27 protein-coding genes are annotated in these 26,049 nt (G+C 36.1%); 16 read left to right on the forward strand and 11 right to left on the reverse strand.

Annotated elements, in window-relative coordinates:
* Window positions 1-11 precede the first annotated feature (11 nt).
* The 5 genes from THENA_RS09560 to THENA_RS09890 form a co-directional block, all read right to left on the reverse strand.
* The gene (locus THENA_RS09560) at window positions 12-716 is read right to left on the reverse strand and encodes a hypothetical protein (RefSeq protein WP_013755787.1); all 705 of its coding nucleotides are present in this window, start codon (window positions 714-716) and stop codon (window positions 12-14) included.
* Window positions 717-780: 64 nt separating this feature from the next.
* Window positions 781-1,692, reverse strand: a complete 912-nt coding sequence (locus tag THENA_RS02115; protein WP_013755788.1) for a carboxypeptidase regulatory-like domain-containing protein — start codon at window positions 1,690-1,692, stop codon at window positions 781-783.
* 251 nt (window positions 1,693-1,943) lie between these two features.
* Window positions 1,944-4,487, reverse strand: coding sequence for an EAL domain-containing protein (locus THENA_RS02120; RefSeq protein ID WP_013755789.1), 2,544 nt, complete (start codon window positions 4,485-4,487; stop codon window positions 1,944-1,946).
* A 323-nt stretch (window positions 4,488-4,810) separates the two neighbouring features.
* Window positions 4,811-5,212, reverse strand: a complete 402-nt coding sequence (locus tag THENA_RS02125; RefSeq protein WP_013755790.1) for a hypothetical protein — start codon at window positions 5,210-5,212, stop codon at window positions 4,811-4,813.
* A 78-nt stretch (window positions 5,213-5,290) separates the two neighbouring features.
* A complete protein-coding gene (locus THENA_RS09890) occupies window positions 5,291-5,443 on the reverse strand; it encodes a hypothetical protein (protein WP_154645300.1) in 153 nt (50 codons plus the stop codon).
* A gap of 510 nt (window positions 5,444-5,953) precedes the next feature.
* On the opposite strand from THENA_RS09890, the gene THENA_RS09895 reads away from it, so the two are divergent.
* The 11 genes from THENA_RS09895 (at window position 5,954) to THENA_RS02175 (ending at window position 15,271) form a co-directional block, all read left to right on the forward strand.
* Window positions 5,954-6,097, forward strand: a complete 144-nt coding sequence (locus tag THENA_RS09895; protein ID WP_013755791.1) for a hypothetical protein — start codon at window positions 5,954-5,956, stop codon at window positions 6,095-6,097.
* Window positions 6,082-6,735 carry a fructose-6-phosphate aldolase gene (gene fsa, locus THENA_RS02130; RefSeq protein ID WP_013755792.1) on the forward strand — a complete coding sequence of 218 codons (654 nt, stop codon included), beginning with the start codon at window positions 6,082-6,084 and terminating at the stop codon, window positions 6,733-6,735. Before THENA_RS09895 ends, fsa begins: the two co-directional genes overlap by 16 nt.
* A 36-nt stretch (window positions 6,736-6,771) precedes the next feature.
* Complete coding sequence (rbcL, locus tag THENA_RS02135) at window positions 6,772-8,061, forward strand: type III ribulose-bisphosphate carboxylase (protein ID WP_013755793.1); 1,290 nt, start codon at window positions 6,772-6,774, stop codon at window positions 8,059-8,061.
* A gap of 1 nt (window position 8,062) precedes the next feature.
* A complete protein-coding gene (locus tag THENA_RS09565) occupies window positions 8,063-8,959 on the forward strand; it encodes a phosphoribulokinase (protein ID WP_013755794.1) in 897 nt (298 codons plus the stop codon).
* Window positions 8,949-9,830: a transketolase gene (locus THENA_RS02145; protein WP_013755795.1), complete on the forward strand. Its 882-nt coding sequence runs from the start codon at window positions 8,949-8,951 to the stop codon at window positions 9,828-9,830. Before THENA_RS09565 ends, THENA_RS02145 begins: the two co-directional genes overlap by 11 nt.
* A gap of 22 nt (window positions 9,831-9,852) precedes the next feature.
* Window positions 9,853-10,914 (forward strand): transketolase family protein, encoded by a 1,062-nt coding sequence (locus THENA_RS02150; protein WP_052296046.1) that lies wholly within the window; start codon window positions 9,853-9,855, stop codon window positions 10,912-10,914.
* Window positions 10,898-11,899, forward strand: coding sequence for a type I glyceraldehyde-3-phosphate dehydrogenase (gap, locus tag THENA_RS02155; protein ID WP_013755797.1), 1,002 nt, complete (start codon window positions 10,898-10,900; stop codon window positions 11,897-11,899). Before THENA_RS02150 ends, gap begins: the two co-directional genes overlap by 17 nt.
* Before the next feature lies 1 nt (window position 11,900).
* Window positions 11,901-13,106 carry a phosphoglycerate kinase gene (locus tag THENA_RS02160; protein ID WP_013755798.1) on the forward strand — a complete coding sequence of 402 codons (1,206 nt, stop codon included), beginning with the start codon at window positions 11,901-11,903 and terminating at the stop codon, window positions 13,104-13,106.
* A 43-nt stretch (window positions 13,107-13,149) separates the two neighbouring features.
* Window positions 13,150-14,121 (forward strand): class 1 fructose-bisphosphatase, encoded by a 972-nt coding sequence (gene fbp, locus THENA_RS02165; protein WP_013755799.1) that lies wholly within the window; start codon window positions 13,150-13,152, stop codon window positions 14,119-14,121.
* A gap of 64 nt (window positions 14,122-14,185) precedes the next feature.
* A complete protein-coding gene (gene rpiB / locus THENA_RS02170; RefSeq protein WP_013755800.1) occupies window positions 14,186-14,629 on the forward strand; it encodes a ribose 5-phosphate isomerase B in 444 nt (147 codons plus the stop codon).
* Window positions 14,630-14,644: 15 nt separating this feature from the next.
* Entirely contained in the window at window positions 14,645-15,271 is a 627-nt protein-coding gene (locus tag THENA_RS02175; RefSeq protein ID WP_013755801.1) for a ribulose-phosphate 3-epimerase, read from the forward strand.
* 152 nt (window positions 15,272-15,423) lie between these two features.
* Here THENA_RS02175 and THENA_RS02180 read toward each other — a convergent pair whose 3' ends face one another.
* From THENA_RS02180 to THENA_RS02205, 6 genes are all read right to left on the reverse strand, one after another.
* The gene (locus THENA_RS02180) at window positions 15,424-16,995 is read right to left on the reverse strand and encodes a DUF255 domain-containing protein (protein WP_013755802.1); all 1,572 of its coding nucleotides are present in this window, start codon (window positions 16,993-16,995) and stop codon (window positions 15,424-15,426) included.
* Window positions 16,996-17,123: 128 nt separating this feature from the next.
* Complete coding sequence (locus THENA_RS02185) at window positions 17,124-17,417, reverse strand: metal-sensing transcriptional repressor (RefSeq protein WP_013755803.1); 294 nt, start codon at window positions 17,415-17,417, stop codon at window positions 17,124-17,126.
* Window positions 17,398-17,604 carry a heavy-metal-associated domain-containing protein gene (locus THENA_RS02190; RefSeq protein ID WP_013755804.1) on the reverse strand — a complete coding sequence of 69 codons (207 nt, stop codon included), beginning with the start codon at window positions 17,602-17,604 and terminating at the stop codon, window positions 17,398-17,400. Before THENA_RS02190 ends, THENA_RS02185 begins: the two co-directional genes overlap by 20 nt.
* A 10-nt stretch (window positions 17,605-17,614) precedes the next feature.
* Window positions 17,615-17,860 (reverse strand): glutaredoxin family protein, encoded by a 246-nt coding sequence (locus THENA_RS02195; RefSeq protein ID WP_013755805.1) that lies wholly within the window; start codon window positions 17,858-17,860, stop codon window positions 17,615-17,617.
* 30 nt (window positions 17,861-17,890) lie between these two features.
* Window positions 17,891-18,085: a plastocyanin/azurin family copper-binding protein gene (locus THENA_RS02200; protein ID WP_218914885.1), complete on the reverse strand. Its 195-nt coding sequence runs from the start codon at window positions 18,083-18,085 to the stop codon at window positions 17,891-17,893.
* A 34-nt stretch (window positions 18,086-18,119) separates the two neighbouring features.
* The gene (locus tag THENA_RS02205) at window positions 18,120-20,330 is read right to left on the reverse strand and encodes a heavy metal translocating P-type ATPase (RefSeq protein WP_013755806.1); all 2,211 of its coding nucleotides are present in this window, start codon (window positions 20,328-20,330) and stop codon (window positions 18,120-18,122) included.
* A gap of 210 nt (window positions 20,331-20,540) precedes the next feature.
* On the opposite strand from THENA_RS02205, the gene THENA_RS02210 reads away from it, so the two are divergent.
* The 5 genes from THENA_RS02210 to THENA_RS02230 all read left to right on the forward strand — a co-directional run bounded on the left by THENA_RS02210 (window position 20,541) and on the right by THENA_RS02230 (window position 26,021).
* Entirely contained in the window at window positions 20,541-21,215 is a 675-nt protein-coding gene (locus THENA_RS02210) for a M48 family metallopeptidase (RefSeq protein WP_013755807.1), read from the forward strand.
* A 66-nt stretch (window positions 21,216-21,281) separates the two neighbouring features.
* Window positions 21,282-21,503 (forward strand): YdbC family protein, encoded by a 222-nt coding sequence (locus THENA_RS02215; protein WP_013755808.1) that lies wholly within the window; start codon window positions 21,282-21,284, stop codon window positions 21,501-21,503.
* Window positions 21,504-21,605: 102 nt separating this feature from the next.
* Window positions 21,606-23,003: an MFS transporter gene (locus THENA_RS02220; protein ID WP_013755809.1), complete on the forward strand. Its 1,398-nt coding sequence runs from the start codon at window positions 21,606-21,608 to the stop codon at window positions 23,001-23,003.
* Window positions 22,981-23,721, forward strand: coding sequence for an alpha/beta fold hydrolase (locus tag THENA_RS02225; protein ID WP_013755810.1), 741 nt, complete (start codon window positions 22,981-22,983; stop codon window positions 23,719-23,721). The genes THENA_RS02220 and THENA_RS02225 overlap by 23 nt, the downstream gene beginning before the upstream one ends.
* The gene (locus THENA_RS02230) at window positions 23,718-26,021 is read left to right on the forward strand and encodes a DNA-directed DNA polymerase (RefSeq protein WP_013755811.1); all 2,304 of its coding nucleotides are present in this window, start codon (window positions 23,718-23,720) and stop codon (window positions 26,019-26,021) included. The genes THENA_RS02225 and THENA_RS02230 overlap by 4 nt, the downstream gene beginning before the upstream one ends.
* The last annotated feature ends 28 nt before the right edge of the window (window positions 26,022-26,049 follow it).

A 26,049-nucleotide genomic window follows, 5' to 3' on the forward strand; every position in this document is an offset into this window, starting at 1 on the left:
TATCCACAATTTTAGATGATTTTTCTGAAATACTGATAGTAGATAAATCTAAACAAGAAAAACATTGCGCCCATACATCCAGCAAATATATACGTGTCTTCGTCGTTTAATCCAAGTGCTATAAATCTAAGCATTATAAAAATAAATCCAAATCCTAAAAGTATAGGAATGATTGATATATAAGTAGCGCCGTCGTATCTTAATGAGTGTAGCGGCTCGCCCTCAGACAATCGCCTTGCTAACTCTTCAGCGCCGTTTATGTCGCCGCAGGCAAGCGTGTATATGTGTCTTGCCACGTCAGATGAAATCTTATACTTTTTTGAAATGTATTCTATTATTCTATTCTTTCGGCTTGTCAGCTTTATCTCTTTCCCGTGCTTAAAAAAGGTAGGGATAATCTTCCCAGTAGGAAGGGTTGTGCAACAAACATAAACATCATTTTTATCAAGCATTGCTTGAATGAATATTGCAAAGCTATCTGTCAGTTTTTCTGCGTGATTTATGTAAAATGTATAATTTAGACTTTTTAGCTCTTCTGCCATATCGTATATGTTTAAACCTTTTATCTCTATGTTTAAATTTTTCAATACCTGTCTTATACAAGTGCTTGGTGGTGTAGGATTATCAATATATACTCCTGTTTTATTTTTCATTAACTTTTTAATATATCTTTCCCCTAACCCTGTTTTATCTATAATGAAATAGAATGTCCCCAAGATATTTTCTCCCTTCTTAATGTTAAAAGCCACTACTGCGCAGTAGTGGCCTATGCATTTCTCCCTATTTAGAGATTAAGTTTATTGTCTGAAGAGCTAATGTAGTATTGGCATTAGGGATTATGGTCTCTCTTACAGTCTGATATCCTGATTTGCTAACTCTTATAGGTACCTGTAAGATGCCATTAGCTGGTACTACTAAGCTAAACTCTCCATTGGCATTGGTTACAGTCTCAGGGTAATTCGTTTCTCTTAATGGAGCTGTAACCTTTGCATTAGCTACTGGGTTACCTATTGCGTCTAATACCTGTCCTGTGATTGTTGCTGTGGTAGTAGGTAGTACGTCTACAGTCACGTTCTCATTTGCGATATTTGTAGTGTCTTTTGTTACACTAAACTGTCCTGTGGCTGATGTATTCTTTATACCGTGTCCTAACACTCTGACATAGTAGGTATAGGTAGATGTATCACTTGGCTTAATAGCCTTTAGCGTATAAGTTCCGTCTTGTGCTGTAGTTGCCTTATCTACTACATATTTGGACATTGTAGAGCTTCCAAAGCGTGGGTCTTCCTTCATTAGTTGGACTTCCAAGCCTCCTATCCCTGTCCCTAAGCTGTCAGTTACTTTACCAGTAACGTTAACCGTTCCTCCTGCTGAAGGTATAGCCTTTATAGATACGTTTTTGTTTTTGGTAGTGATAGATACGGATTTGTCAATTCCAACATATCCAGTCTCTTTAACCTCGATTTTATAAGTGCCTGAATTAACTCCTGTAAATAGAAACCTTCCTGCGCTGTCAGCGGTTACCTCCTGAAGAACATTTCCGTTACTATCCTTCAGGTCTACAGTTGCGCCTGATAGTGTCGCGGCTGTCTCACTGTCTACAATCTTTCCTTTGATGTCCATTGCATTTGCTGAAGTTGCAATAATTAACAAGCTTGAGCCAATCATTAAACCTCTTAATACTTTGTTCATTTCTCCCTCCTGTTGTTTTTTTAAGTAAAGCCAAAATCTAATTAGTTACAAGCAAATTGCATCACCCCTTTTTGATTAATTGTCAAAATAATAAACCAAAAATGATTTTTAGTCAATAGATATTTTGTCAATATGAAATAAGCTAAAGAAGATAAAAATAAAGTAAATATGAAAATTTATAAGGAATAAATTACACTTTTAAAAAGAGGAAAAAAAGATTTTTTATCTAACTTTAGAAATAAGTAGGATTTTTAAGAATTTAGAACCTTGAGAAGTTCACTCTTTGGCATTGGCTTGTAGAACAAAAATCCCTGATAGTAATCACAACCCATTGACTTTAGCGTTTCAAACTGTTCTACAGTTTCTACGCCTTCTGCAATGGTTTTTATATTTAGAGACTTTGACAGGGCAATAATTGCATTTGTAACGTTTTTTGTATCTTTATCGCTTAAGTTTCTTACAAACGATATGTCTATTTTTACGAAGTTTACTTTTAACTTTGATAGATAAGAGAGGCTTGAATATCCTGTTCCAAAGTCATCTATGCTAAAAAATACATTAAATTTCCTTAAGTTTTCTATAAGATTTCTTACGTATTCAAAGTTTTCTAAAAAGGATCTTTCTATAATTTCTATGTTTAATATGTTGTGAGAAATATCTATGTTTATCTTGCTTTTTGCCTTTCTCTGGGTTAGTTTTGAGATGAGTCTCTGGGCTAAGTCTTTTCTGAATAGGCTTTTGATAGAAAGATTTACAGAGACTGGAAAGCTAAGTCCTAGTTCACTTATATCGTCTAAAACATTGTCGATTATTAAATCTTCAGCATCTACAATATATTGGCCTTCTTCTAACTCTTCTATGAATTCAGATGGCAAAAGAATTTTATTGCCCTTTTTCCAACGCATCAGAGCTTCCATCCCGACTATATTTTTGTCTTTATCTACGTATGGCTGGTAGTAGATAATAAATTCTTTATTTGAAACTGCCTGTTCTAACTCAGACCTTAGTTTTAGCTTTCTTATGGTATCTTGTTCTATATCTTTTTTGAAAAAACCAATTTGATTTTTTCCTTTTCTCTTTGCATCTGATAGCGCAATGTGAGCTCTTTTTAGGATTTCAGATGAATTGTTTGCATCTTTTGATATAAATTCTATTGCTAGATTGAATTCAAGAGAAATATGAATATTGTTTATGTTATAAGGTTTGGTGAGTTCCTCTAAAATTTTTTTGGAGAGTTCAAGAGCATATTCTTTAAACCTTAGTGGTCCAAAAAGTACTCCAAATTTTTCTGATTCAAGCCTTGCTACTACATCGTTTTTTTCAGTTATTTCTTTTAGTCTGGATGCTATCAGACTGAGCATTTTATTTCCCGTGTCAAAACCAAAGGCTTCATTTATCTTTTTAAACCCAATTGGATTAATTAATATTAGTGCCCCAATTTGATTTTCATTTTGGGCTTTCTGACAAAATTTTTCTACCTCTTTAATAAAATAGTTATTATTTGGCAAATTTGTGATGGGATCGAAATAAAGTGCTCTTTCAAGACTTTTTAGGAGTTCATCTTCTTTTTCTAATATCTTGCCAACAGCTATGTAGTTGGTAATCTTATCTTTTTTAAAATAAGGCATAATATTTACCAAAAAGTCCTTTGTAGAATTATCCTTGAGTTTGTAGTTTATTATTCCGGAGTAATTTCCTTCTAAAGAAAGTTTTTCCTGAATAACTCTTTTAATGTCTTCTTTACTTTCAAGATAGCAAAAGTGAATAATATTTTTTCCAATAATTTCCTCTCTTAAGTACCCAGAAATTTCCAGGGCTCTATCGTTTGCGTATATTATGTTAAAGTTTTCATCTAGTATACATATGAATTCAAAGCTTTTGTTTATTGCAGAGAGAATAAGTTTGTGCCACTTTTCGCTTTCTATTTTTTCAAGAGCAAATGACATATCGAGCTTTATCTCTTCTAATAGGTGTAGGTGATCCTTATCGAATGTATTTGGAATAACGTCGTGTAAAAGCAAGATATATTCAACTTTGCCCTTTTTCAATATTGGTATTGAACAGGCTGAAGAAATATTGAATTTGTCGAAGAAGTCGTGCCAGTAGTGAGTAGATTCAAGCTTTGATATCCGAGGGATAGTGCTTACTTCTTTTGTGTGATAAGCTCTTGAAACTGTACCTACGCCATAAGGAGTATCCGGATCTGCGCCAATTTTTAAGGCTTTTAGCGCATCCTCCAACTCTTTTGTCTTAGCTTTTGTATAAAGTTGACTAAACAGTTTGTTCTCATCTATATATCCTATGGCACAATCTAAGTAACCAACCTCATCAATAGCTATTTCGCAAATCTTTTCGAGAAGCTCTTCTTCATCTTCAATTCTTATTATTAACTGATTTATTTGGCTTAAAGTCAGGAATAACTTTTCAAATGATTTTTCTTTCGTCCTATCAAGGACCATGATCAAGCCAGAATATTCGTTCTTATAAACTATTGTGTGGGCAAAGAGAGAGACGGGAACTAGAGCTTTGGTTTTGGACTTTAGGTAGTGTTCTGTATATTCAGCTTTAAAGATTTCCCCTTGAACTCTTCTTTTTATGTGGGATTTGACTTCTTCAATATCTGAAGCTACCATTTCTATAGCACTTTTCCCGATTAACTCAGCTTTGCTGCCATATTCTAAAATTTGCGCCATTTTTTCGTTTGCAAAGACAATTTTTGCATCTAGCCCCTGATAGATATATACTCCAAAAACAGATGAATTTATAAGTGATTGAAACGCTTGTGAATTAAACAAGACCTTGTTCTCCATCAGACACTTTTTACACCATATTAATTTTTAAGTTGTCAGACATCTATTTTCACCGTTTAAAAAATTACTTTATTTTAACATGTTACACTTCTAGATAAGTCTATACTACTAAATAATAATAACATAAGAAATTTTTGTTTAAGAAGCCATTTTTATTTCATATATATTTTCACATGCTATTTTTAAAGAGGATGAAAAATAAAATTAATAAAATTATCCACAAGATATACACAAGTTATCAACAAGTTATCAACAACATTTGTTAATTGCGAATTTGTCTGAAGCTGAAACCAAGAAGATTTGATTGCTTATATCTCAATAGATTTTAGCAGTTCATCTTTTTTCTTATATACATCTCCCAAATATGACTCTTCGTGTGGAAGTTCGAATTTTAGAAGGTCATCCTCGGTCAAATCTTTTTCAAATATATATTTACCATTTTTGAAGTCGTAATAGCACAGACTGGTTTTGCTCTTCAAAACTATATCTCTCATAGTGCCTTTGCCTAATATATAATCTCGTATTACTGTATGACTTTCACAGAGAAACCACTTTTCGCTTTCTTCATCGTCACTACACCAAATTAAAGAGAAATTTGCAGTTTTGTCTATCATTACTCGTGGTCCATAGTACCAGACCAAGATTTCAAAATTATTTTCTAAAAGGATATTTCCTTCTTTGTCTTCTATTTTTATTTTATAGTCAAACACGAACATACCTCTTTTTAATAAGTTTATTTAAGTAAAATCAAAATTAAACTTAGACGAACTTTTTAAGATTTCTTTAATTTAAAACATATCCCTTATTTCATCTAAGCTTTGAACCTTGATAGTGGCTTTAAATATTCTTCTTAATTTTTCTTTATCCTTTGTATTTTTCACTAAGAGTTTTATATCTCTTGGAACCTTCTCAAATTTGGTTTCGATGACATCTAAGAGCAAATCTTAAGCTTCAATAATCATGCCCTCTATTTTAGCTTTCTGTATACCTTTCTCTATGCCTTCCAATAATCCATCTTCTCTCCCTTTTTCCATCCACTTCTTAACTACAGTTTTGCCATCTTATTACCTCCTACAGTTGAATCTAATATATAGTTTTTATTTCCTCTTCTTCTAGGTCATTTACAGTTGTAATATACATCAAGTATATCAAAAACTTGTCTAAATCTAAATCTTTTACGATATAGAGTATCTCAGAATATTTATTTAAGTCTTTGCCTAAAAATATGAATTTAAACAGCAATAATGCGCTTAGAAGATATTTGTTATTTATGTTAAGGCGAAATCTCTCTTCTTCTAGTGTAGGCTGTTTAAATCAAAAAATTTATAAATTGTCTGACAATTAGTAAAATTGCCTAAATTAAGCAAATATTTTTATTATGTCAGAAGTGCTTGACAAGTCTGACAATTACTTGTATTATTGTCAGACATACTTATGAAAGGAGGTTGACAATGGCAGGTGAGATTAGTTTTTTCTTCTCGGGTTTAGATGCACTTTTGTTCTGTGAGCTTAATCTCAGGTTGGGTGACATTGTCAACCTGGGCTCTTCTCTTAAAAAATTTTTGGAGGTGAAAAGGTTATGCAAATTTTTCTAGATACTGCAAAAATTGATGAAATTAGAAAATTGGCCCCTACAGGTGTGGTAGACGGCGTAACCACAAATCCATCACTTTTAGCAAAGGCGGGTTGCAAAGATATTAAAGGAGCAATAAAGGAGATCTGCTCTCTGGTAAAGGAACCTGTTAGTGTAGAGGTTATAGGAACTATGGCAGATCAGATGATAAAAGAGGCAAGAGAGTATTCATCCTGGAAGCTAAACACTGCTATAAAAATCCCAATGACAGAAGAAGGCTTGAAAGCTGTAAGCGTTTTGTCAAAAGAAGGGATTAAAACTAACGTGACGCTTATCTTCTCAACCAGTCAAGGACTTCTTGCTGCTAAAGCTGGAGCTACCTTTGTGAGCCCATTTGTTGGCAGGTTGGACGACATATCCCACAACGGTCTGGAAGTGGTAAGGGATTTGGCTCATATATTTAAGATTTATGGAATAAATACTAGAATTATTGCAGCTAGCATTAGACACCCTATTCACGTAGTGGAGTCTGCAAAAGCTGGTGCTCACATAGCAACTGTTCCCACAAAGGTTTTGGAGTCAATGTTCAGACATCCATTGACTGATATCGGCATTGAAAAGTTCTTAAGCGATTGGAAGGGGCTTCAGGAATCGAAGTAATTTAGATAAACAAAAAAATAATAATGAGGTGAAAATATGAGCGCTAAATTAAATATTAAATATACGAATTTTTTGGATTTAAGTTATGTTCCTAAGAAAAATGATGTTCTGGCTGCATTTTACGTTGAGCCTGCGTCAGGGACGGATATAAAGGAAGCTGCTGGAGCTGTGGCATCTGAATCATCTATAGGCACCTGGACAGATCTTGCTACTATGAAGCAAAGTATCTGGGACGAACTTCGTGCAAGAGTTTATTCTATAGAGGGCAACATAGTAAGGATTGCATATCCAGATGTGCTCTTTGAAGCGGCAAATCTTCCTCAGTTTCTAAGTAGCGTTGCAGGAAACGTATTTGGCATGAAAGCGGTAGAGAATTTGAGGCTGTTAGACATCGTCCTTACACAAAAATTTTTAGACGAATTAAAAGGTCCAGCTTTTGGAGTAGACGGTGTAAGAGAGGTGCTTGGCGTAAAGGACAGACCATTGGTTGGTACTATTGTTAAGCCAAAATTGGGTCTTGACCCGAAAGAGCAGGCAAAGGTAGTATATGAATCTCTTGTTGGGGGATTGGATTTGGTAAAGGATGATGAAAACTTAACACATCAAGATTTCTCTAATTTTGACGAGAGAGTAAAATACTCACTCGATGCAGTTAGACGTGCAGAAGAGGAAACTGGAGAGAAAAAGGCATATTTGCCAAACGTCACTGCACCTACTGAAGAGATGTTAAGAAGGACTGCTCTGGTTAAAAAAGAGGGCGGAAAGTATGCGATGGTAGACGTAATAACTACGGGTTTTGCAGGGGTTCAGAGCCTCAGAAATGCAAACTCTGGATTGATACTACATGCTCACAGGGCTATGTATGCAAGCTTTGCAAGGAGCAAAAAGCACGGTATTCACATGTTGGTTCTTTCAAAACTTTTGAGGTTTTCTGGAGTGGATCAGCTTCATATTGGCACTGTGGTAGGGAAGATGGAAGGGGATAGAGACGACGTATTAGTATGCCATGAGGCATTGGGTTCTAGCGATGAAATGAAGGTAAAAACGTATTTGCCTCATCAAGAATGGGGAAATATGAAGAGCGTCTTTTCTGTGGCATCTGGCGGACTTCATCCAGGGCACACAGCGGATCTTTTTAAAATATTTGGAAAAAATGCTGTCTTCCAATATGGGGGAGGAGTTCACGGGCATCCAGAAGGAACCAGAATGGGCGCAAGGGCTGTAAGAGACTCTGTTGAATGCGCTGTAAAAGGCATATCCTTAAAAGAGGGTGCAAAGAGCAGCAAGGCGCTTGAGTTAGCACTATCAAAATGGGGAGGTGCTTAAGATGAGCGTTGATCCTGTGTTTATAGGTATAGCTGGAGATAGCGGTGCTGGAAAGAGCACCTTTGTAAAAGATATAGCTACTCTTTTGGGTAAAGATAAAGTAAGAACCATTTCCTTTGATGATTATCACTCTCTTGATAGAGTAGAGAGAAAGGCGGTAGGAATTACTCCTCTTCATCCCAGGGCAAATAATCTTGGGCTTGCAATTGAGCATCTTTTTCTGCTAAAGCAGGGCAAAAAGGTCTTAAAGCCCGTTTACGATCACTCTACAGGAAGCTTTGGGGATCCTGAGTGGGTAGTTCCTGTACCCTATATAATATGCGAGGGACTGCACCCATTTTTCTTTAGATCTCTTGCAGAACTATATGATATGAAAGTTTATTACGACACAGAAATGGATTTGAAATTTAACTGGAAGGTAAAAAGGGATACAGCAGAAAGAGGATATACAATAGAGCAGGTAGCAAAGGAGATAAGGCTAAGACAAAGAGATATCAGGAATTTTGTAGAGCCACAATGTGCCCTTGCAGATATAATAATCAAATTAAAGATTTCAAAAAATAGTTCTTCTGCAATTGGGGTGGACTGGAAAGAGCCAGTTGATGACCCGTGGCTAAAAAAGTATCTGAAATCGTGCAACTTTGATAATTGGAAGTGCTTCAACGAGTGGTATGCCGGCAGAAAGATGAACGTTTTTGGAATACACAGTGATTTGACACAGGAAGAACTAAAAGAATTAAGTTCCATATTTTCTATCAGCCAGGACGTTCTTTCTAAAGTTAAGGAAAAGGAAGTAGTACCATATCGAACTATGTTGGTTTTGTTTGCTACTAGAATCAAACAAATTAGGGCATCCAAGGACAAAGAGGAGAAGGTGGTGTTCAAAGATGCCGTTTAGCAGGATTGTATATAAGCCTGAATATGATGAACTTGAGAAAAAGGCCGTAATTATCAGAAAAAATGTAGTAAAGATGATTGGCAAGGCTGGTTCAGGTCATCCTGGAGGATCTCTTTCATGCGTTGATATATTAACTGCTTTGTATTTCAGGATTTTGAGAATTAGTCCAAAATATCCAAAAGATCCTGAAAGGGATAGATTTGTTCTGTCAAAGGGCCATGCTGCTCCAGCCTTGTATGCTACCCTTGCTGAAACTGGATTTATTCCATACGAATGGTTAGATAACTTAAGGGTATTGGGATCTCCTCTTCAGGGGCATCCTGATATGAAAAAAGTCCCAGGAGTAGAGATGTCTACTGGCTCTTTGGGACAAGGATTGAGCGTAGGGGTAGGGATGGCTCTTTCTGCAAAGATTTTGGAAAGTGGATATAGGGTTTTTGTGCTCCTTGGAGATGGCGAGTGTCAGGAAGGCCAGGTTTGGGAGGCTGCTATGTCAGCCTCTCACTTTAAGCTTACGAATATTGTGGCAATTGTAGACAGAAATAGATTACAAATTGATGGCTGCACAGAGGACGTTATGGGAGTTGATCCCCTGGGGGCAAAGTGGAAGGCTTTTGGGTGGACTGTGATAGAGGTAGATGGTCATGACTTTTTAGAGTTGATACCTGCTCTTGAAGCTATATCATACACCTCAAAGCCTACCGCTATAATTGCCAATACTGTAAAGGGTAAGGGAGTGTGTTTTATGGAAAATAACCCAGATTGGCACGGGAAAGCTCCGAAGCCAGATCAATTGGAAGAGGCTTTGAAGGGTTTTGAAGAAGTTGAGTTTATGGAATCTGAGGAAGTAGAGATGGATTCCAAAAACTAACAAATTAAGAAAATGAAAGGAGATGTTCTGTGTGGCCATTGTATATGATAGGGAGATTGCTACAAGAGAGGCTTACGGTAAAGCTCTGGTAGAGCTTGGCAGGCAAAATAACAACGTGGTAGTCCTTGACGCTGATTTGGCCAAGTCTACCCAGACTATAAAGTTTGCAAAGGAATTTCCAGATAGATTTTTTGACGTAGGGATTGCAGAGGCAAATATGATAGGGATAGGGGCTGGATTAGCTGCCTGTGGAATGATAGCTTTTTGTTCTTCCTTTGCAATATTTGCTACACAAAGAGTACTAAATCAAATCTTTCAATCTGTAGCATATCCTAATCTAAATGTAAAAATTGCTGCAAGCCATGCAGGAATCAGCGTTGGAGAGGATGGAGCTACACATCAGTCAATTGATGATATTTCAATTATGAGATCTATTCCAAATATGACAATTATTGTACCTGCTGATGCGCATGAGGCCTATGAAGCTACCTTTGCAGCTGCAAACTTTGAGGGGCCTGTGTATCTAAGGCTTAGCAGGATGGCAACGCCAGTGGTTACTCCTCCAGGCAAGCCTTTTGAAATTGGAAGAGCTATAGTCCTAAGAGAGGGGAAAGATATCACTATAGCTGCTTGTGGAATAATGGTTTATGAGGCTCTTGGCGCTGCTGAGAGACTTTCTGGACTTGGCGTAGAAGCTGAGGTAATAAATTTTAATACGATTAAACCCTTTGACAGAGAGACCCTTGTGGAATCTTTAATAAAAACAAGAGCAGTTTTGAGCGTTGAGGAACACAGCATTATAGGCGGTTTAGGTAGTGCAGTTGCAGAATGTGTAGCAGAAGAGTTTCCTGTAGCTATGGCAAGAGTGGGGATAAGAGACCAATTTGGACAATCTGGCAAAAGCTTGGATCTTTTAAAACACTATCAGCTTACTTCAGAGGATATAGCAAAAGAAGCTTTGAAACTTTTGGAAACTAAAAGAAAGGCAAACGAGATATATGAGATTTCAGCTTCGACGAAAGGCAATTTTGAATCCTTAAGTCCAGGAGCTGAGGGAGGGATGTTAGATGAAAGTAGCAATTAACGGTTTTGGTAGAATTGGGCGTTTGGTTGCCAGGATCTCAAGTGATTATGACGATATTGACATTGTTGCAATAAACAGTTCGAGAAATACTGCTATGCTTGCCAACTTGTTAAAACACGATTCTGTATACAGGACATTTGATAAAGAAGTAGGTTATGATAGCGATTCGCTTTATATAAATGGCAAAAGAATTCTTGTTTTCGAGGAAAGATCTGATATTTCCAAACTTCCATGGAAGGATCTAAATGTTGATATAGTAGTAGAGTCTACTGGGAAGTTTACAAAGAGAGAGGACGCATACAAGCACGTAATAGCGGGTTGCAAAAAGGTTCTCATCAGTGCACCAAGCAAAGATGCTGATTGCATGGTTGTCTACGGAGTAAATCATAAAGACATTTCGCCTTCATTTGAAGTAATATCTGCTGCTTCTTGTACAACCAATTGTCTTGCACCAGTGTGCAAGGTTTTAAACGATGAATTTGGAATTGAAAAGGGAGTTATGACTACAGTTCACGCATACACGTCAGACCAAAGGCTACTTGACGGCACGCACAAGAAAGATCCAAGGAGGGCTAGAGCTGCAGCTATAAATATGGTTCCTACTTCTACAGGGGCTGCAAGGGCTATTGGAAAGATATTTCCCGAGCTTGAAGGAAAGCTTGATGGAATATCTCTAAGGGTACCAGTTCCTACGGCTTCTATAGTCGATCTATCCGTAAATCTCAAAAAGAATCCAGATGTTGAGGATATAAGGCAAGCTTTTAAAAATTATTCAGAGGGGCTAATGAAGGGCATTTTATATTATTCACAAGAGCCTCTGGTTTCAAGTGATATTATAGGCAGCAAGTATTCGTCTATTGTGGATGGACTTTTGATATCAAAGGTTCAGGATATTTATAAGGTATTTTCATGGTATGACAACGAGTTTGGTTATGCTAATAGGATTGTAGATTTGATTAAGTTTTTGTCGGGGGGAGGGGACTGATGTGAGATTGTTTGATAGGGCCTCTTTACTTGATTATCCGATATACAAGCTTCAGGGCAAAAGGGTATTTGTAAGAGCGGATCTAAACGATCCAGCTGACTCAGAGGGAAACCTAACAGGCGACATGAGGCTCAGGGCAGTAGCTCCCACATTGGCATATTTGTGTGCTGCGAGGGCTAAGGTAATTTTGGCTTCTCACTTTGGGAGGCCAAAGAACAAAGAAGCAAACTTTTCTTTGAAGGGAGTAAGAAAAAGACTCTCCGAAATGCTTAGGTTTGACATAAATTTTATCCCAGAATGTAATGGGAAAGAGTTGGAAGAATTTGTTCTAAACGAATTGAAGGACGGTGAGATTTTACTCATTGAAAATCTTAGGTTTTGTCCTGGAGAGACAAAAAATGACATGCAATATGCGAGATTTTTAGCTTCTTTAGGAGATGTCTTTGTCCAGGAGGCATTTGGGGCATGTCATAGGGAACACGCTTCAATAGCTTCTTTACCCAAACTCTTGCCTTCCTTTGCGGGATTTTTACTTGAAAAGGAGGTTGTTGCCTTGAGCAAGATCTTAAAAAGCCCAGAAAGACCTTTTCTTCTAATTTTAGGTGGGAAAAAGGTTTCTGATAAGATAAAGCTGATAAACAATATGATAGAGAAAGTTGACTCTATATGTATAGGTGGCGGCATGGCCTTTGCCTTTTTGAGGGCAAATGGATACGATGTAGGCAAGTCCTTTGTAGAAGAATCAATAGATGACATAGCGCGCCAAATACTTTATAAAGCTGGTGAAATGGGGAAGAAGATAATTTTGCCAGTGGACGTCTTGGTAGCAAAAGATATAATAAGTGGCAGTGAGTGTAAACTTGTTGATGCTCACAGGATTCCTGCAGATTGGTATGGGGTTGATATTGGTCCCAAGACTTTAGAACTTTTCAAAGAGGAGATACTGAAGGCAAAGACTATTTTGTGGAACGGACCGATGGGAGTGTTTGAGATTCCTGAATTCTCATGGGGTTCAAGGGCTCTTGCTTTAGCGGTGGCTCTAAGCGATGCAGTGAGCGTTTGTGGTGGCGGCGACACGTCTGACGTATTGAGGTTAACTAACATGGTAAACTACTTTTCTCATGTTTCTACTGGTGGTGGAGCAGCATTGAAATTTTTGGAAGGAGAGAATTTGCCTGGAATTGACGCCCTTCCTAAGGTAATGTAAGGTATTTATCTGTAAAAAATATTTTGGAAAGAGGGTAGATTCTATGAAGATAGATAAGGGAATAGATTTGAGCAGGTTTATACTCGAGGAGGAAAAGAGATATCCTAAAGCCTCAGGAACGCTATCAAGAATACTTATTTCAATAGAAAATGCAACTAAGATAATTTCTTCTCATATTAGAAAGGCTGGTCTTGTAGACGTTCTTGGCAAGGTAGGCAGAATAAACGTACAGGGAGAGGAAGTTCAAAAACTTGATGAACTGGCGAATAACTGGCTGGTTGAACATCTTGCTTCTACCGGCGACTTCTTTGCTGTTGTGTCAGAAGAGATGGAGAAAGCATTTTTTCCAGATGAGGGCAAAGATGGAAGATATGTAATATGCCTTGATCCTTTGGACGGCTCTTCTAATGTAGACGTGAATATAAGCGTGGGAACGATATTTTCTATCTATAAAAGGATATCTGACGATGATGCCTCATTTCTTCAAGAGGGAAAAAAGCAGGTGGCAGCAGGCTATGTAATTTACGGTTCGTCAACAATGCTGGTGTACTCAACGGGAAATGGAGTAAACGGTTTTACTCTCGATCCTGGTGTTGGATCATTTATTTTGTCACATCCAAATATAAAGATACCAGAAAAGGGCAAAATTTATGCTTTCAACGAGTCTAATTACAAAAAGTGGTCTGATAACGTAAAAAAATATGTTGATACTGTAAAGGATAGAGGATATACGTTAAGGTATGTAGCATCAATGATAGCTGACGTTCACAGAACCCTTTTGAAAGGTGGAATATTTGCCTATCCAGCTGATAACGTGAATAAAAATGGAAAAATTAGACTTCTTTATGAGGCAAACCCTTTGGGATTTTTGGTAACTCAGGCTGGAGGAATTGCAACTAACGGTAAAGTAAGTATTCTTGACGTAAAGCCAGAATCCCTTCACCAGAGGACACCCATCTTTATGGGTAGCAGAGTGGATATGGAGGAGTTTCTTGCTATAACTAAAGAGGGATAAAAAAATTAAATCTTAATATTTTTTGATATTATTTATATATAAACTTTTATTTAAGGAGATCGATATGAAGATTTCTATCGCGACTGATCACGGTGCCTTTGAACTAAAAAATAAAATTAAAGATTATTTGGAATCTATTGGACATGAAGTTACTGATTTTGGTTGCTTTAGTAACGAAAGCGTAGACTATCCGCCAATTATAGCTAAGGCTGCAAGAGCAGTATCAACGGGAAAGTGTGAAAGGGGCATAGTGCTTTGTGGTTCTGGAATAGGGGCGTCTATTGTCGCAAACAAGATCAAGGGCATTAGATGCGCTCTGGTTTATGCTCCCGAGCTAGCTAAACTTTCAAGAGAACATAACAATGCAAATATGATAGCTCTTGGTGGCAGGTTTACTGATTTTGATACTGCAAAGGAGCTTGTGGATATATTCTTGACTACTGAATTTCAAGGCGGAAGACACCTTAGAAGAGTTGAGCAGATTATGGATTTAGAAAAATTTTTATGATTTTTGGAGGCGGTTATGTTAATATCTGGGTCTATTCTATCAGCTGATTTTTTGAATTTTGAAAGGAATATAAGGGAATTAGAGCCATATGCTGATGCCTGGCATGTGGACGTTATGGATGGGCACTATGTGCCCAATATATCTTTTGGCCCCCAATTTGCAGCCTATTTGGCTAAATGTTCGAAACTGCCCGTATCTGTTCACCTGATGGTAAAAGAGCCAGAAAAGTTTGTAAGTCTGGTTCCAAAAACTGTAAGAGAAGTAACCTTTCATCAAGAGGCTACCGTTGCACCTGTAAGATTTTGTGCAATGCTGAGGGAAATGAACTTCTTGCCTGGGATTAGTATTGGACCGGGAGTACACGAGAGCTCTATACTTGAAGTATTGCCTTTTGTACATCATGTTTTGTTTATGAGCGTTGAACCAGGATTCGGTGGACAGTCATTTATTGAACCAGTTTTTGAGAAAATAAAGAGGTTGGTTAAACTTTGTCCTGATAGAAATTTTGAGATTTGGGTTGATGGTGGAGTGGATATGTTTTGGGGAGAGAAGCTAAAAGAGATTGGCACAGACCTGGTGGTTATGGGCAGCGCATTTTTCAAGGCTAAAGACCCTGGAGAGTTTGGGAAGCTTAGAGGATAGGTTATATAGATTATGTAGCAATAATGATAGTGTATAATGTAGAGATTAGATTTCTACATCAGGAGTATGAACTTGGAAATATTTTTAATATCGCTCTTTATAGGCTTAATAATTGGTGTAGCGCTATACTTTATTAGAAATAGAAAAAGATCTTAGTTGAAAGTTTGATCTTTCAGATCGAAAACTTCTTCTTCTTTTTCTATTGGGTGATTGATCAAAACGTCCAGCGCCCTTAATGCACATCCGCTATGAATTGGATTTTTATCTGCTGATCCCATTAGTTTTCTGGCATACTCTTCAAGAAAGTATTCGTATTTTATTTCTTCCGGGAAGTTTCTTAAGAGCTCCATCATGCTCATGAAGATGTACGGTCCAGGTGCTGAAAGGGGCATATCGAGCAAATATTCTATTTGATCGTATAAGCCGCTTTCACTTTCTACTTCAAAGAAACCACCTTTACCTCTATTCCAGAACCTATTTAGAGCGATATCTATTACCTTTTTGGATGATTCAAGATATCTTTCTTCTTTCGTTATCTCAAATAGCCTTAATAAGCTGTAACCAAAATATGCGTAATCGGATAGTATGCCAGGTTTGGTCTTTGACCTCATTAGATGAGCGTTTTGCAGCCTGTTGTCAAGAAGCATGTTAGCAGTTTTTACAGCGCTTTCTAAGAAATATTTGTCTGATGTGGCAAGATAACTTTCACAAAAGGCTTCTATTACAAGGGAGTTTACGTCAGTATAAATTGATCTGTCTACGAATTTTTTGCCCTTTATTTTAGCGTTGGACGTGTAAAATCCGCCCTCTTCAGATTCGTTTGCAGAGAAATATTTTTTGAATTGATTTATCGTGTCCTTTAAATCAGAAACTACAAAAGTTCTAAAAGCTCTAGAATAAAGTCGTAGTAGTTCTGCGTTGTCTGCGGTAGTCTTCTCTTCTCTTACGCACTGCCATGCCTCATCTGCAGAACATCTATAGAATCCGCCTTCTTCTTTGTCGTGAATTTTGCCCTTTGCCATGCTTCTTAAAACGAGCAAAACAGCTTTTTTAATCTCTTCCTTTGTATCTGTTTCTTTTTCATTGACGTATTGATTAACCATTACCTCAAAAAGGGATGGAAAATAGAACTTCTGATCAAGAGCCAAGCTGCCAGAGACATCATCCCAGTTTTCAAGGACTTCCATTACAGAGAAGTGTATTATGTTGTTGTCAATGCCCATCGGCTCCGTGTGAAAGTGCTTTTGGATTAATTCTTCGTTGTTTTTAGAGAGCTCCTCAATCTTTTCTCTTGCTTCCTTGAACATCCCCAACACTCTTTCAAGGATATCTTTGAATCCTATTTCTTCGTTTGTTTTTCTGTATACAAAACCGTAGAATGCTCTTGCATCAGGAGTAAGGAATGCAATCAATGGCCATCCAGAGTCTTTCATGATTACCGATATGCTTTCTTGATATCGCCTGTCAACCTCAGGGTGTTCGTCCCGATCTAAAAGTACAGAAACGAAGTTCTTGTTCAAAAAGTCAGCTATTTGTGGATCCGAAAATACTTCATCGGTTATTTCATGACACTCCTGGCACCACAGAGAACATGAAACCAGAAAAATTGGTTTATCCTCACTTTTCGCCCTGTTTAGAGACTCTTTTGACCACGGATACCAGTCGATAGGATCGTCTTTATGTAATTTCAAGAATTCGCTATCTGTATTGCTGAGTTTGTTCATTAAATTAGACCTCCAATTGTATGGAAAAAAGTTTTTAACAAGATTACATTATACATTATTAGCAAACTTTTTTATTACGTTGGACAAATAAAGTCAAAATTATGTCAAAAGACAGTTTAATGTAAATTTTATCTTGTTTTTTCTATGTACTTCATAATGTTTTGGAGTTCTACGATCTTTTCGTCTACGTCTTTACTATTTACTGCATTTCTCACACATCTGTCAATGTGTTTGTTTAAGACAGATGTGTTAGCTTTCTTTAGTATAGCTATAATTGCCAGAATCTGGTTTGATATATCTATGCAATATCTTTCATCTTCAATCATATTTATTACGCCGTCAATGTGTCCTCTGGCAGTTTTTAATAATTTTAGAGCATCTTTATGAAAGGGTTCTTTTTTGTTAGTATTCGACTTTTTCAACCTTATATGCCGTGTCCTCTAAAGATTTTTCCAGCACTTCTTTGCTAATGTTCTTGCTACTTTTAACGTTGACAATTCCTGTTGTCAAATCTACTTCAACCTTTTCGACGCCATCTATTTGAGAAAATAGTCTTTCAACTGTCATTTTGCAATGCATACAAGTCATTCCTGAAACGTAAACCTTCATTTTTTTCACCTCAAGACTTTTTAAATATTTTTTCTAAGTTAGGTTTTTGGTCTTTGAAAGTTCCGTAAAAAAATTTATCATCTATAACGGTAATTGGAGCAATTCTAACGCCAAACTTTTTGTAGGCTTCATCGGCATTTGAATTAGCTGTAATGTCGATCTCAGTATATTGTATATTATTTTTTTTAAGCCAGTTTTTAACGGCTGCACAGTCTGGACATCCAGGCGATGTGTAGATAATAACTTTATCTGTCATTTTTTTACTCCTTTAAATTTATTTGTTAACCTACTTATCTAAGACTATGAATTTTCCATACATGCCTTGCTGAGCATGTCCTGGCACCTGACAAACATAATAATATGTTCCGGGTGTATTTGCACTAAATTCTGTAGATCCAGTTGCCAAAAGTCTATTTTGTTTGTCTTCATAAGGCAAAGGTCTGATTGCAGAATACTGGAAGGCTAAAGATATATTCATCATTACCATATATGGATATGGAGGTGGAGGACATATTTTATATCTTAAAATTTCTAAGCCTAATAGAGTTTGTGACTACAAAAACAGAACTTGTAGCCATTGCTGCTTCAGCTATCACAGGATGAAGCATTCCAAGCGCAGCAAAGGGAATAGCAATAATGTTGTAGAAAAAAGCCCAAAATAGATTTTGCTTAATCTTTTTGAACGTTGCTATAGAAAGCTTTATAGATTTAGCTACGTTTGTGAGATCATCCGTCATTAATGTGATATTGCTCGCTTCTTTGGCTATGTCAGTTCCAGTTCCTATAGATATTCCTACATCGGATTGTTTTAAAGAGGGCGCGTCATTTATTCCGTCTCCAACCATTGCCACTACGTATCCCATTTCTTGAAGTCTTTTGATGTGCATTATTTTGTCTTGAGGTAGAAGGTTTGCAAAATATTCGTCAATTTCAACTTGACTTGCAACGTAGCGTGCAGTTTCTTCGTTGTCACCTGTGAGCATTATTGTTTTAATTCCCATTTTTTTGATTTGGTCAATCGCTTCCTTTGCGTTTGGCTTTATCTTGAAAGACAAAGCTATAATTCCAAGCAAACCTCTTTCCTCTTCGTATGCTATTGCCAGAGTCTTTCCTTTAAATTTTGATTTTTCAATATCTTTTATCCCGGTGGCATCTTCAATAAATTTTGGACTTCCTACGATGATCTTCTTGTTATCTAAGTAGCCTTCTACTCCTAAGCCCGGAATTACCTTTACGCTTTGAAAGTCTATTTTTGAAATATTATTGTCTTTTGCAAATTTATTAATTGCAATGCCTATAGGATGTTCGCTATAACTCTCAAGTGAAGCTACAATTTTTATAAATTCTTCTTTATCTATATTTGATACTATGTCAGTTACGTATAGCTCTTTGTCTGTAATTGTCCCTGTTTTGTCAAAGACTACCACGTCTATATCCTTTGCCCTTTCGAGTGCCTCACCAGATCTAATTAATATCCCTTTAGATGCTCCAAGACCCAATCCTACCATTAGCGCTGTTGGGGTAGCAAGTCCTAATGCACAGGGGCAGGCTATTACAAGAGTTGCGACTGAAGCGTATATGGCAGCTGAAATTGTGTTTAGATTTGGGTTTATCCAGGGCAGAAAATCCTTTGCCCAGAAATTTAATTTGTGTAAATCTGATGGGAACAAGAACCAGACTATGAAAGTTAAAATTGCAATAATTATTATAGAGGGAACGAAAATTGAGATAACTCTGTCAGCAAATGCCTGTACGGGAACTTTGGTGCTCTGGGCGTCTTCTACTAATTTTGAAATTTTTGACAAAACAGTATTTTCTCCAATCTGGGTAACTTTGATTTTTATTGTGCCAAGTTGGTTTATGGTACCTCCAATTACTGTATCGTTGATTGATTTTGGAACTGGAAGGCTTTCTCCAGTGATCATTGACTCGTCTACTGATGTGGTACCTTCAATTATTACCGAATCTGTAGGAATTTGCTCAGATGGTTTTACCAAAAGAATATCTGAGACTTTCACAAAATCTATGTCTATTATTTCTATAGAACCGTCTTCTTTTACTAGGTTAGCTTTCTTTGGGCTAAGATTGAGGAGTTTTTTTATCTCTTCAGATGCCCTTCCCTTTGCTTTGCTTTCTAAATATTGGCCTATAAGATAAAAGCCGGTAATCATAGCTCCTACTCCAGAATAGTCGGCTATTTTTTGCCCAAACAAATTTAATATCCCAGTCAAATACGATGAAGTTACTCCGAAAAATATTAAAACGTCCATATTGGTGTTTTTGTGAATCAATGCCTTTATTGCACTTTTTATAGGGTCTATTCCTATTATGAAGATTACTGGGAAGGATAAAATTAGATTTATGAGAGTGTGATATTTGAATTCAATGTTGAAAAACATGTGCACAAACATAATAAAGCTTAGAGGGATTGTGATAGCCCAGGCATAAATCATCTTTTGCTTAGCTTTTTTTACCTTTTCCAAAAATTCATCTGAGTCGTCTTTTTTACTGCTTTTTTCATATAAAGCTTTATATCCAGCTTTTTCTACAGCTTCAAAGGCATCCTTTTCGCTAAAATCTTTCGGGTTAAAGGTTATCAAAGCTTTTTCGCTGGCAAGGTTTACTACTGCGTTTTCTACTCCTTTGACCTTTTTTAGAGCTTTTTCTACGTTCATAGCACACGAGGCGCAACTCATGCCCTCTATTTTCAAGATTAACTTCTCCATCTGTTTTAAACCTCCTATCCCACCCCATAGGGGGTGGATATATTTCCTATTATAATACTGTATTATTCTTTGTCAAACTTTTTAAAAATTATCCACAAAAATTTAGGAAGATTGGAATTTAAGAAAAAAACGAAAATGAGCGTGTTAAAATATGTTTTAAAATAATTTTGGAGGGGATAAAATAGGTTTGCCATTATAGGAAGTGATATTATGTTAGATATAAAGATTGAGAAAATAATACGCTCGAAAAGAAAGACAATCGCTCTGCTGATTACAGATGATGCAACATTAATAGTGAAGGCGCCTTTTGGAATAGATGAAAAGAGAATTTGGGAGGTTATTAGAAAACACTCAAATTGGATTGAGAAAAAAAGAAAGGAGATAGAGTCAAGAGATCCTAAAGCGTCAAAAAAAGAATTTGTGAATGGGGAAGGATTTTTGTATCTTGGCAAGTATTACAAGCTGTATATAGTTGATAATCAGGAGGTTCCCCTTAGGTTTGAAAATGCTTTTTATCTTACAAGAAATTATTTAAATAAGGCAAAAGAGGTTTTTATAGAGTGGTACAAAAGGGAAGCTTTTAAGAAGATATCTGAAAGAGTTGAGTGGTATGCGAGAAAAAGCAATTTAAAATATAATAAGATAAATATTACAAACGCACAAAAAAGGTGGGGGTCTTGTTCTTCAAATGGAAACTTAAACTTTTCTTATAGACTTATAATGGCACCAATCTCTGTAATAGACTACGTTGTTGTACATGAACTTGTACACTTAGAAGAGAAAAATCATGAAAAGAATTTTTGGGTAAAGGTAAAGACGTTAATGCCAGATTATAAAAGACATGCTGATTTACTTAAAAGTATTGGTTATTTGTTGAATTTATAAACGATACGGGCGCTTTTTTAAACTGTAAGTTATAATAAAATTGTTTAATCATATATGGGAGGTATTATGGCTGAAATAAAGTATGAAATCCTGGAAACATTGGGTACCATTTCTGAAAGCTCGAAGGGATGGAAAAAGGATCTAAAGTTGGTCAGATGGAACGATAAAGCTGCTAAGTATGATATTAGAGAGTGGTCGCCTAATTACGATAGAATGAGCAAAGGATTGACTTTTACTAAAGAAGAGTTAATCTCTTTGAGAGATATTTTAAATACTCTTGAACTTTAGATAAGAGTTATATTCTATATGAAAAGTTTTGATTTCTAAATTGGATTTTAAGATTTTTCGCTTTTTGTAGCGAATTATTGTTAATTATTTCTTGAGTTAATTATGATCTCTTCAAAGAATATAGTTTTGTTGTGTTGTTTGTGTGTAGCTAGTTTTATGGTAAGCCTTGATGTTAGTATAGTAAACATCTCTTACCCCTATTTGAGCAGAGTCTTTAATGTTACGATTGAAAATGTATCAAATTTGGCAATATTTTATCTTTTGTCGCTTTGCTCAATGCTTATTATTTTTGGTAAGATTTCAGATTCTGTAGGGGCATCAAGGGTATTTTTGACTGGCTCTCTTCTCTTTTCTTTAACCTCTCTTTTTTGTGCTATTTCAGGAAACTTTTATATCATGTTGATAGGAAGATTTTTGCAGGGGATAGCTTCTAGCATGATTTCTGCAACTACAGGGGCCCTGATTTTGCAGCGTTTGCCTAAAGAGTTTATAGGAAGGTCTTTTGCAGCAGTTACTGGGCTTGGTGGGATAGGATTTGCATTTGGTTCTCCAATTGGGTCGTTTTTGGTGGAAAAGTTTGGTTGGCACTCTATTTTTTTGATAAACGTGCCAATAGGTATTTTAGTTTTTATTTTTGGGGTTGTTTCTCTATCAAAGGCATATGAAACAAGGCTGAAAAGTAAAATTGATTTTTTTGGCTCTCTTTTGATCTTTTCAACAATCTCTTTGTTTATCGTTATATTAAGTCTATGTAGAGTTATTGCTGAGAAAAACTTGATTCTTTTATTATGGATTCTCTGGTTTCTGCTTTTCTTCTTCTTTTTATACCATGAAAAGAATAACAAAAATGCGACTATAGATTTTTCGATATTTAGAAATAAAAACATAATTTTTGCGCTTCTTTCAAGTTTTCTAATTGTTTGCTTGTTTGATGGTTTTAACTTTGTAATACCCTTTTTTGCTATTGGCGCAATGGGTTTTAGTCAAGAATTGACAGGCTTTTCAATCGGCGTTGGAAGTACAATAACTATCTTAGCGTCTCCATTGATTGGATTTTTGTCCGATAGGTTTGGGCACAGAAATATGTGTATTCTTTCTTCATTGAACGTATTTTTATCGAGCATATTGTTCTTTTTCATTCAAAATTTTGCATCTATTTTTTATTTCGTGATTGCTATTGTGCTTGCTGGCGTTGGACTGGTTGGCTTCTTTGTTGCAAGTCCGTCTCTTATTTTAGGACAGGTAAAAAAAACAGAGAGTGGTTTTGTCTCCTCCTTCATTCAAGTGGTTCAAAATCTTGGAGCTATAATTGGCATATATATTTTTAGTAATTTTTATGGGAAAATAGATATATATGAATCAAAGAAGCTTTTAGAAAAGGGTTTTCACGATGCGTGTTCTTTTGGGATATTCTTAAGCCTTATTTCAATAATCTTTTCTTTTTTTGCTTTTGAAAAAGTGAAGAGAGGAGCTTTGAGTGCCGAGCGTAAAGATAAATAACCTTGAGACGTACTATGAGATATTTGGAATGGGAAGCGAGTGTCTAATTTTGCACGGTGGCAGCGAAAATATTGGTACTATGTATCACCTAGCAAATAGGCTCGTTGAAAAAAATTATAAGGTATTTTTGCCAGAAAGAAGGGGACATGGCAGAAGTGAAGATACAAGTGATGAATTTTCTTATGAGCAATTTGCATCAGACACATATCAGTTTATAAAAACCTTTAAGTTGGATGGATGTTTTGCAGTAGGATATAGCGATGGAGCAATAATTCTTTTACTTTTGGCAATAAAATATCCAAAGCTTTTCAAGAAGATTGCTCTTTTGGGAGGACAATATCACTATGATGGTCTGGAGCCATATTTTATAAAAGCCTTAAAGTCAGATAACGTTTTAAAACTTTTTGAAAAGGAAAGAATCGAGTACGAAAGGATAAATAAATACCGCATAAGCTTCGAAAAATTTTTAAATAAAATAATCTTGTTGTGGCTTACATCTCCAAAAATTGATTACTCAGATCTTGAAAAGATAACTACTCCCACTTTGATAATCAGTGCTGATAGAGACCTCATAAAGCTTGAACACACTATTTCTATGTTCAAAGGGATTAAAAGTTCACATCTTGCAATTATACCCGATGCTAATCATAACTTTCCAATTTCCAGGCCTAATTTTACTGCAAATTTGATTTTGAACTTTTTTAACACAAAGCCATGAAAATTAAAGTGTGCCCTTTTCAGATTCTCGTATCAAAGGAAAACAAAAAACCCTCAATACGTATAAATTGCTTAGATGAAAATGGCGAAAGGATAAAATTGTTTGATGATAGCTTCAAGCCAAGCTTTTACGTTCTTGTTGAGGGAAACAGTGAAAGGATAGAATCTGTTATTAGCTCTTCTCTTGGTGAGGGGATTAAGGAGTTTAAAGTAGAAAACAAGATATATTTAGGTGAAGATAAGAGATTTTATAGGATATATTTTGATTTCAATGAAGACAAGGACGTTCAGAGCGCAAAGTTTTTTAAAAAATTTAGGGAGTTTACCTTGTTTCATCACGATTTGAGGCCAACAGTTCAGTATATTTTGGAAAAGAACATTACTTTTTGCTCTTTCAATGAGGTAGAAGTAGATAAATCTTCTGATGCATATAGGGTAGAAGGTAATTTTTCCTTCTTTAGCTATGATTATCCTGATTTTAGGTCTATGTCCTTTTACTTTTTGACGGATAGTAAGGTGCTAAATCCTGATCCTGAGATCAACAAAATTATTTATATATCCATATTTTCCAATGAAGGGCCAATAACCTTTGAGGGGGACGAAAAGGATATCTTTGAGGGATTTTTGACATTTGTCAAACGCTACAAGCCAAGCATTATATACACTTTTAACGTTGGTCAGGATGATTTTGACTTCATGACGAAAAGGGCAAAAAACTTAGGACTTAATCTAAAATTTGAAGATAGCACACCTACTAAGGGTCAGTTCGGTTTTATTCAAATAGACTCTATAGTAATATTCGATCTCTTTCAATATGCCCAAACTTTATATGATCTTAAACAAAAAGAACTAAAAAAGGTTTTAGAATTTTTGAATATTGCTTCCCAAAAAGACTACATTCTGGATCAAATCGAGCTGGTAAAGGCTATTGAAGTTTTAGATGCTGAAAGGTTATCAAGACATTGTAAATATTCTGCAAAATCCATCTTTGATCTTGGGGAGTTAACCCATCAGTTGTATTTTTCTCTATCTCAAATTACGTTTATGCCACTTGATGTTGTGATATTTGCCCCTACTGGGTTTAGGGTTGAAGGGCTCTTTATGAAAAAGAGTTATTTGCAAAATATGATCGTATTGCCGAAAAAACGGCACCTTAGCGATTCTTATGAAGGAGGAATAGTTCTAAGGACATCTCCTGGGGTGTATAAAGATGTAGTAGTACTAGACTTCAAGAGCATGCTTCCATCCATCATGATAAGATACAACATTTCATTTGATACGTTTGTCGAAGAAGGCTGTGATGAAGAGTGTTTTAAGTCCCCTAAGAATGCATATAAGTTTAGAAAGAGTCCGGACGGATTCTATAAAAAAATCCTTCAGGAACTAATTTTCGAAAGGGATAGAATAAAAAAGAGTATGGATAATTTTCCAAAGTCTTCGAAAGAGTATATCTTTCTAAACGCTAAGCAAAAGACTTTGAAGATAATCACAAATGCTTGTTACGGATATGCAGGATGGCAAAGTGCCAGGTGGTTTAAGAAAGAGATTGCCGAGGCTACTTCTGAGTGGGGCAGAAAGACTTTAATAGACGCAATTGACCTGGCTACAAGTCTGGGTCTTGAGATTATATATGGCGACACGGACAGCCTTTTTGTAAAGGAAAGCGAAAATATTAGTAAATTTCTTTCTGAGCTAAAACTAAAAGGCGAGATTATTAAAGTTGACGAAGTCTTTAGGTCAATTGTTTTTACAGAGGCAAAGAAGAAATATGCAGGAATCAACGATTCTGGAGAGCTTGTTTTGGTCGGCTTTGAGGGAGTTCACGGCGACGTTCCAGAAATTGTTAGGATTGTACAAGAAAGAATTTTGAGATCTATTTTGAATTTTGAAGGTTTTGATGCTGCTATAGAAATTTTACAAGGCGAGATAGAAAAGTTGAGAAAAAATGAATATCCTCTATTATCTTTTGTAATTTATAAGGCTGTTAATAAAAATATAAGCTCATATGAGGTAAAGGCCCCCCATGTTGAGGCTGCTAAAAAGTATATCCAGATGGGATTTAAGCTAAGATCGGATAACATTATAGGATACGTAATTACAAAGGGCACTGGAGCGATTAACTCAAGGGCTTTGCCTTATATTTATTTGAGAGTTGAGGATGTGGATATTGATTATTATATAAAAAATTTGCTTGTTCCCTCTGTTTCAAGAATTCTGTATAGCGTTTTTGGCAAGAAAGTTGTCTTCAAAAATGACAAATTAATTGTAGAAGGCGACAAAAAAGATTATCTTTTTAATTAGTAATTTAGCTATAATTAAATTTACTTGG

The sequence above is a fragment of the Thermodesulfobium narugense DSM 14796 genome (assembly GCF_000212395.1).
Taxonomy (GTDB): domain Bacteria; phylum Thermodesulfobiota; class Thermodesulfobiia; order Thermodesulfobiales; family Thermodesulfobiaceae; genus Thermodesulfobium; species Thermodesulfobium narugense.

What these genes read in the sequence shown, in the direction of transcription:
- THENA_RS02115 (WP_013755788.1), bottom strand. Translation starts at nt 1,692, where the DNA reads ATGAACAAAGTATTAAGAGGTTTAATGATTGGCTCAAGCTTGTTAATT.
- THENA_RS09895 (WP_013755791.1), top strand. Translation starts at nt 5,954, where the DNA reads ATGGCAGGTGAGATTAGTTTTTTCTTCTCGGGTTTAGATGCACTTTTG.
- fsa (WP_013755792.1), top strand. Translation starts at nt 6,082, where the DNA reads ATGCAAATTTTTCTAGATACTGCAAAAATTGATGAAATTAGAAAATTG.
- rbcL (WP_013755793.1), top strand. Translation starts at nt 6,772, where the DNA reads ATGAGCGCTAAATTAAATATTAAATATACGAATTTTTTGGATTTAAGT.
- THENA_RS09565 (WP_013755794.1), top strand. Translation starts at nt 8,063, where the DNA reads ATGAGCGTTGATCCTGTGTTTATAGGTATAGCTGGAGATAGCGGTGCT.
- THENA_RS02145 (WP_013755795.1), top strand. Translation starts at nt 8,949, where the DNA reads ATGCCGTTTAGCAGGATTGTATATAAGCCTGAATATGATGAACTTGAG.
- THENA_RS02150 (WP_052296046.1), top strand. Translation starts at nt 9,853, where the DNA reads ATGTTCTGTGTGGCCATTGTATATGATAGGGAGATTGCTACAAGAGAG.
- gap (WP_013755797.1), top strand. Translation starts at nt 10,898, where the DNA reads ATGAAAGTAGCAATTAACGGTTTTGGTAGAATTGGGCGTTTGGTTGCC.
- fbp (WP_013755799.1), top strand. Translation starts at nt 13,150, where the DNA reads ATGAAGATAGATAAGGGAATAGATTTGAGCAGGTTTATACTCGAGGAG.
- rpiB (WP_013755800.1), top strand. Translation starts at nt 14,186, where the DNA reads ATGAAGATTTCTATCGCGACTGATCACGGTGCCTTTGAACTAAAAAAT.
- THENA_RS02175 (WP_013755801.1), top strand. Translation starts at nt 14,645, where the DNA reads ATGTTAATATCTGGGTCTATTCTATCAGCTGATTTTTTGAATTTTGAA.
- THENA_RS02180 (WP_013755802.1), bottom strand. Translation starts at nt 16,995, where the DNA reads ATGAACAAACTCAGCAATACAGATAGCGAATTCTTGAAATTACATAAA.
- THENA_RS02190 (WP_013755804.1), bottom strand. Translation starts at nt 17,604, where the DNA reads ATGAAGGTTTACGTTTCAGGAATGACTTGTATGCATTGCAAAATGACA.
- THENA_RS02195 (WP_013755805.1), bottom strand. Translation starts at nt 17,860, where the DNA reads ATGACAGATAAAGTTATTATCTACACATCGCCTGGATGTCCAGACTGT.
- THENA_RS02200 (WP_218914885.1), bottom strand. Translation starts at nt 18,085, where the DNA reads ATGATGAATATATCTTTAGCCTTCCAGTATTCTGCAATCAGACCTTTG.
- THENA_RS02205 (WP_013755806.1), bottom strand. Translation starts at nt 20,330, where the DNA reads ATGGAGAAGTTAATCTTGAAAATAGAGGGCATGAGTTGCGCCTCGTGT.
- THENA_RS02210 (WP_013755807.1), top strand. Translation starts at nt 20,541, where the DNA reads ATGTTAGATATAAAGATTGAGAAAATAATACGCTCGAAAAGAAAGACA.
- THENA_RS02215 (WP_013755808.1), top strand. Translation starts at nt 21,282, where the DNA reads ATGGCTGAAATAAAGTATGAAATCCTGGAAACATTGGGTACCATTTCT.
- THENA_RS02220 (WP_013755809.1), top strand. Translation starts at nt 21,606, where the DNA reads ATGATCTCTTCAAAGAATATAGTTTTGTTGTGTTGTTTGTGTGTAGCT.
- THENA_RS02230 (WP_013755811.1), top strand. Translation starts at nt 23,718, where the DNA reads ATGAAAATTAAAGTGTGCCCTTTTCAGATTCTCGTATCAAAGGAAAAC.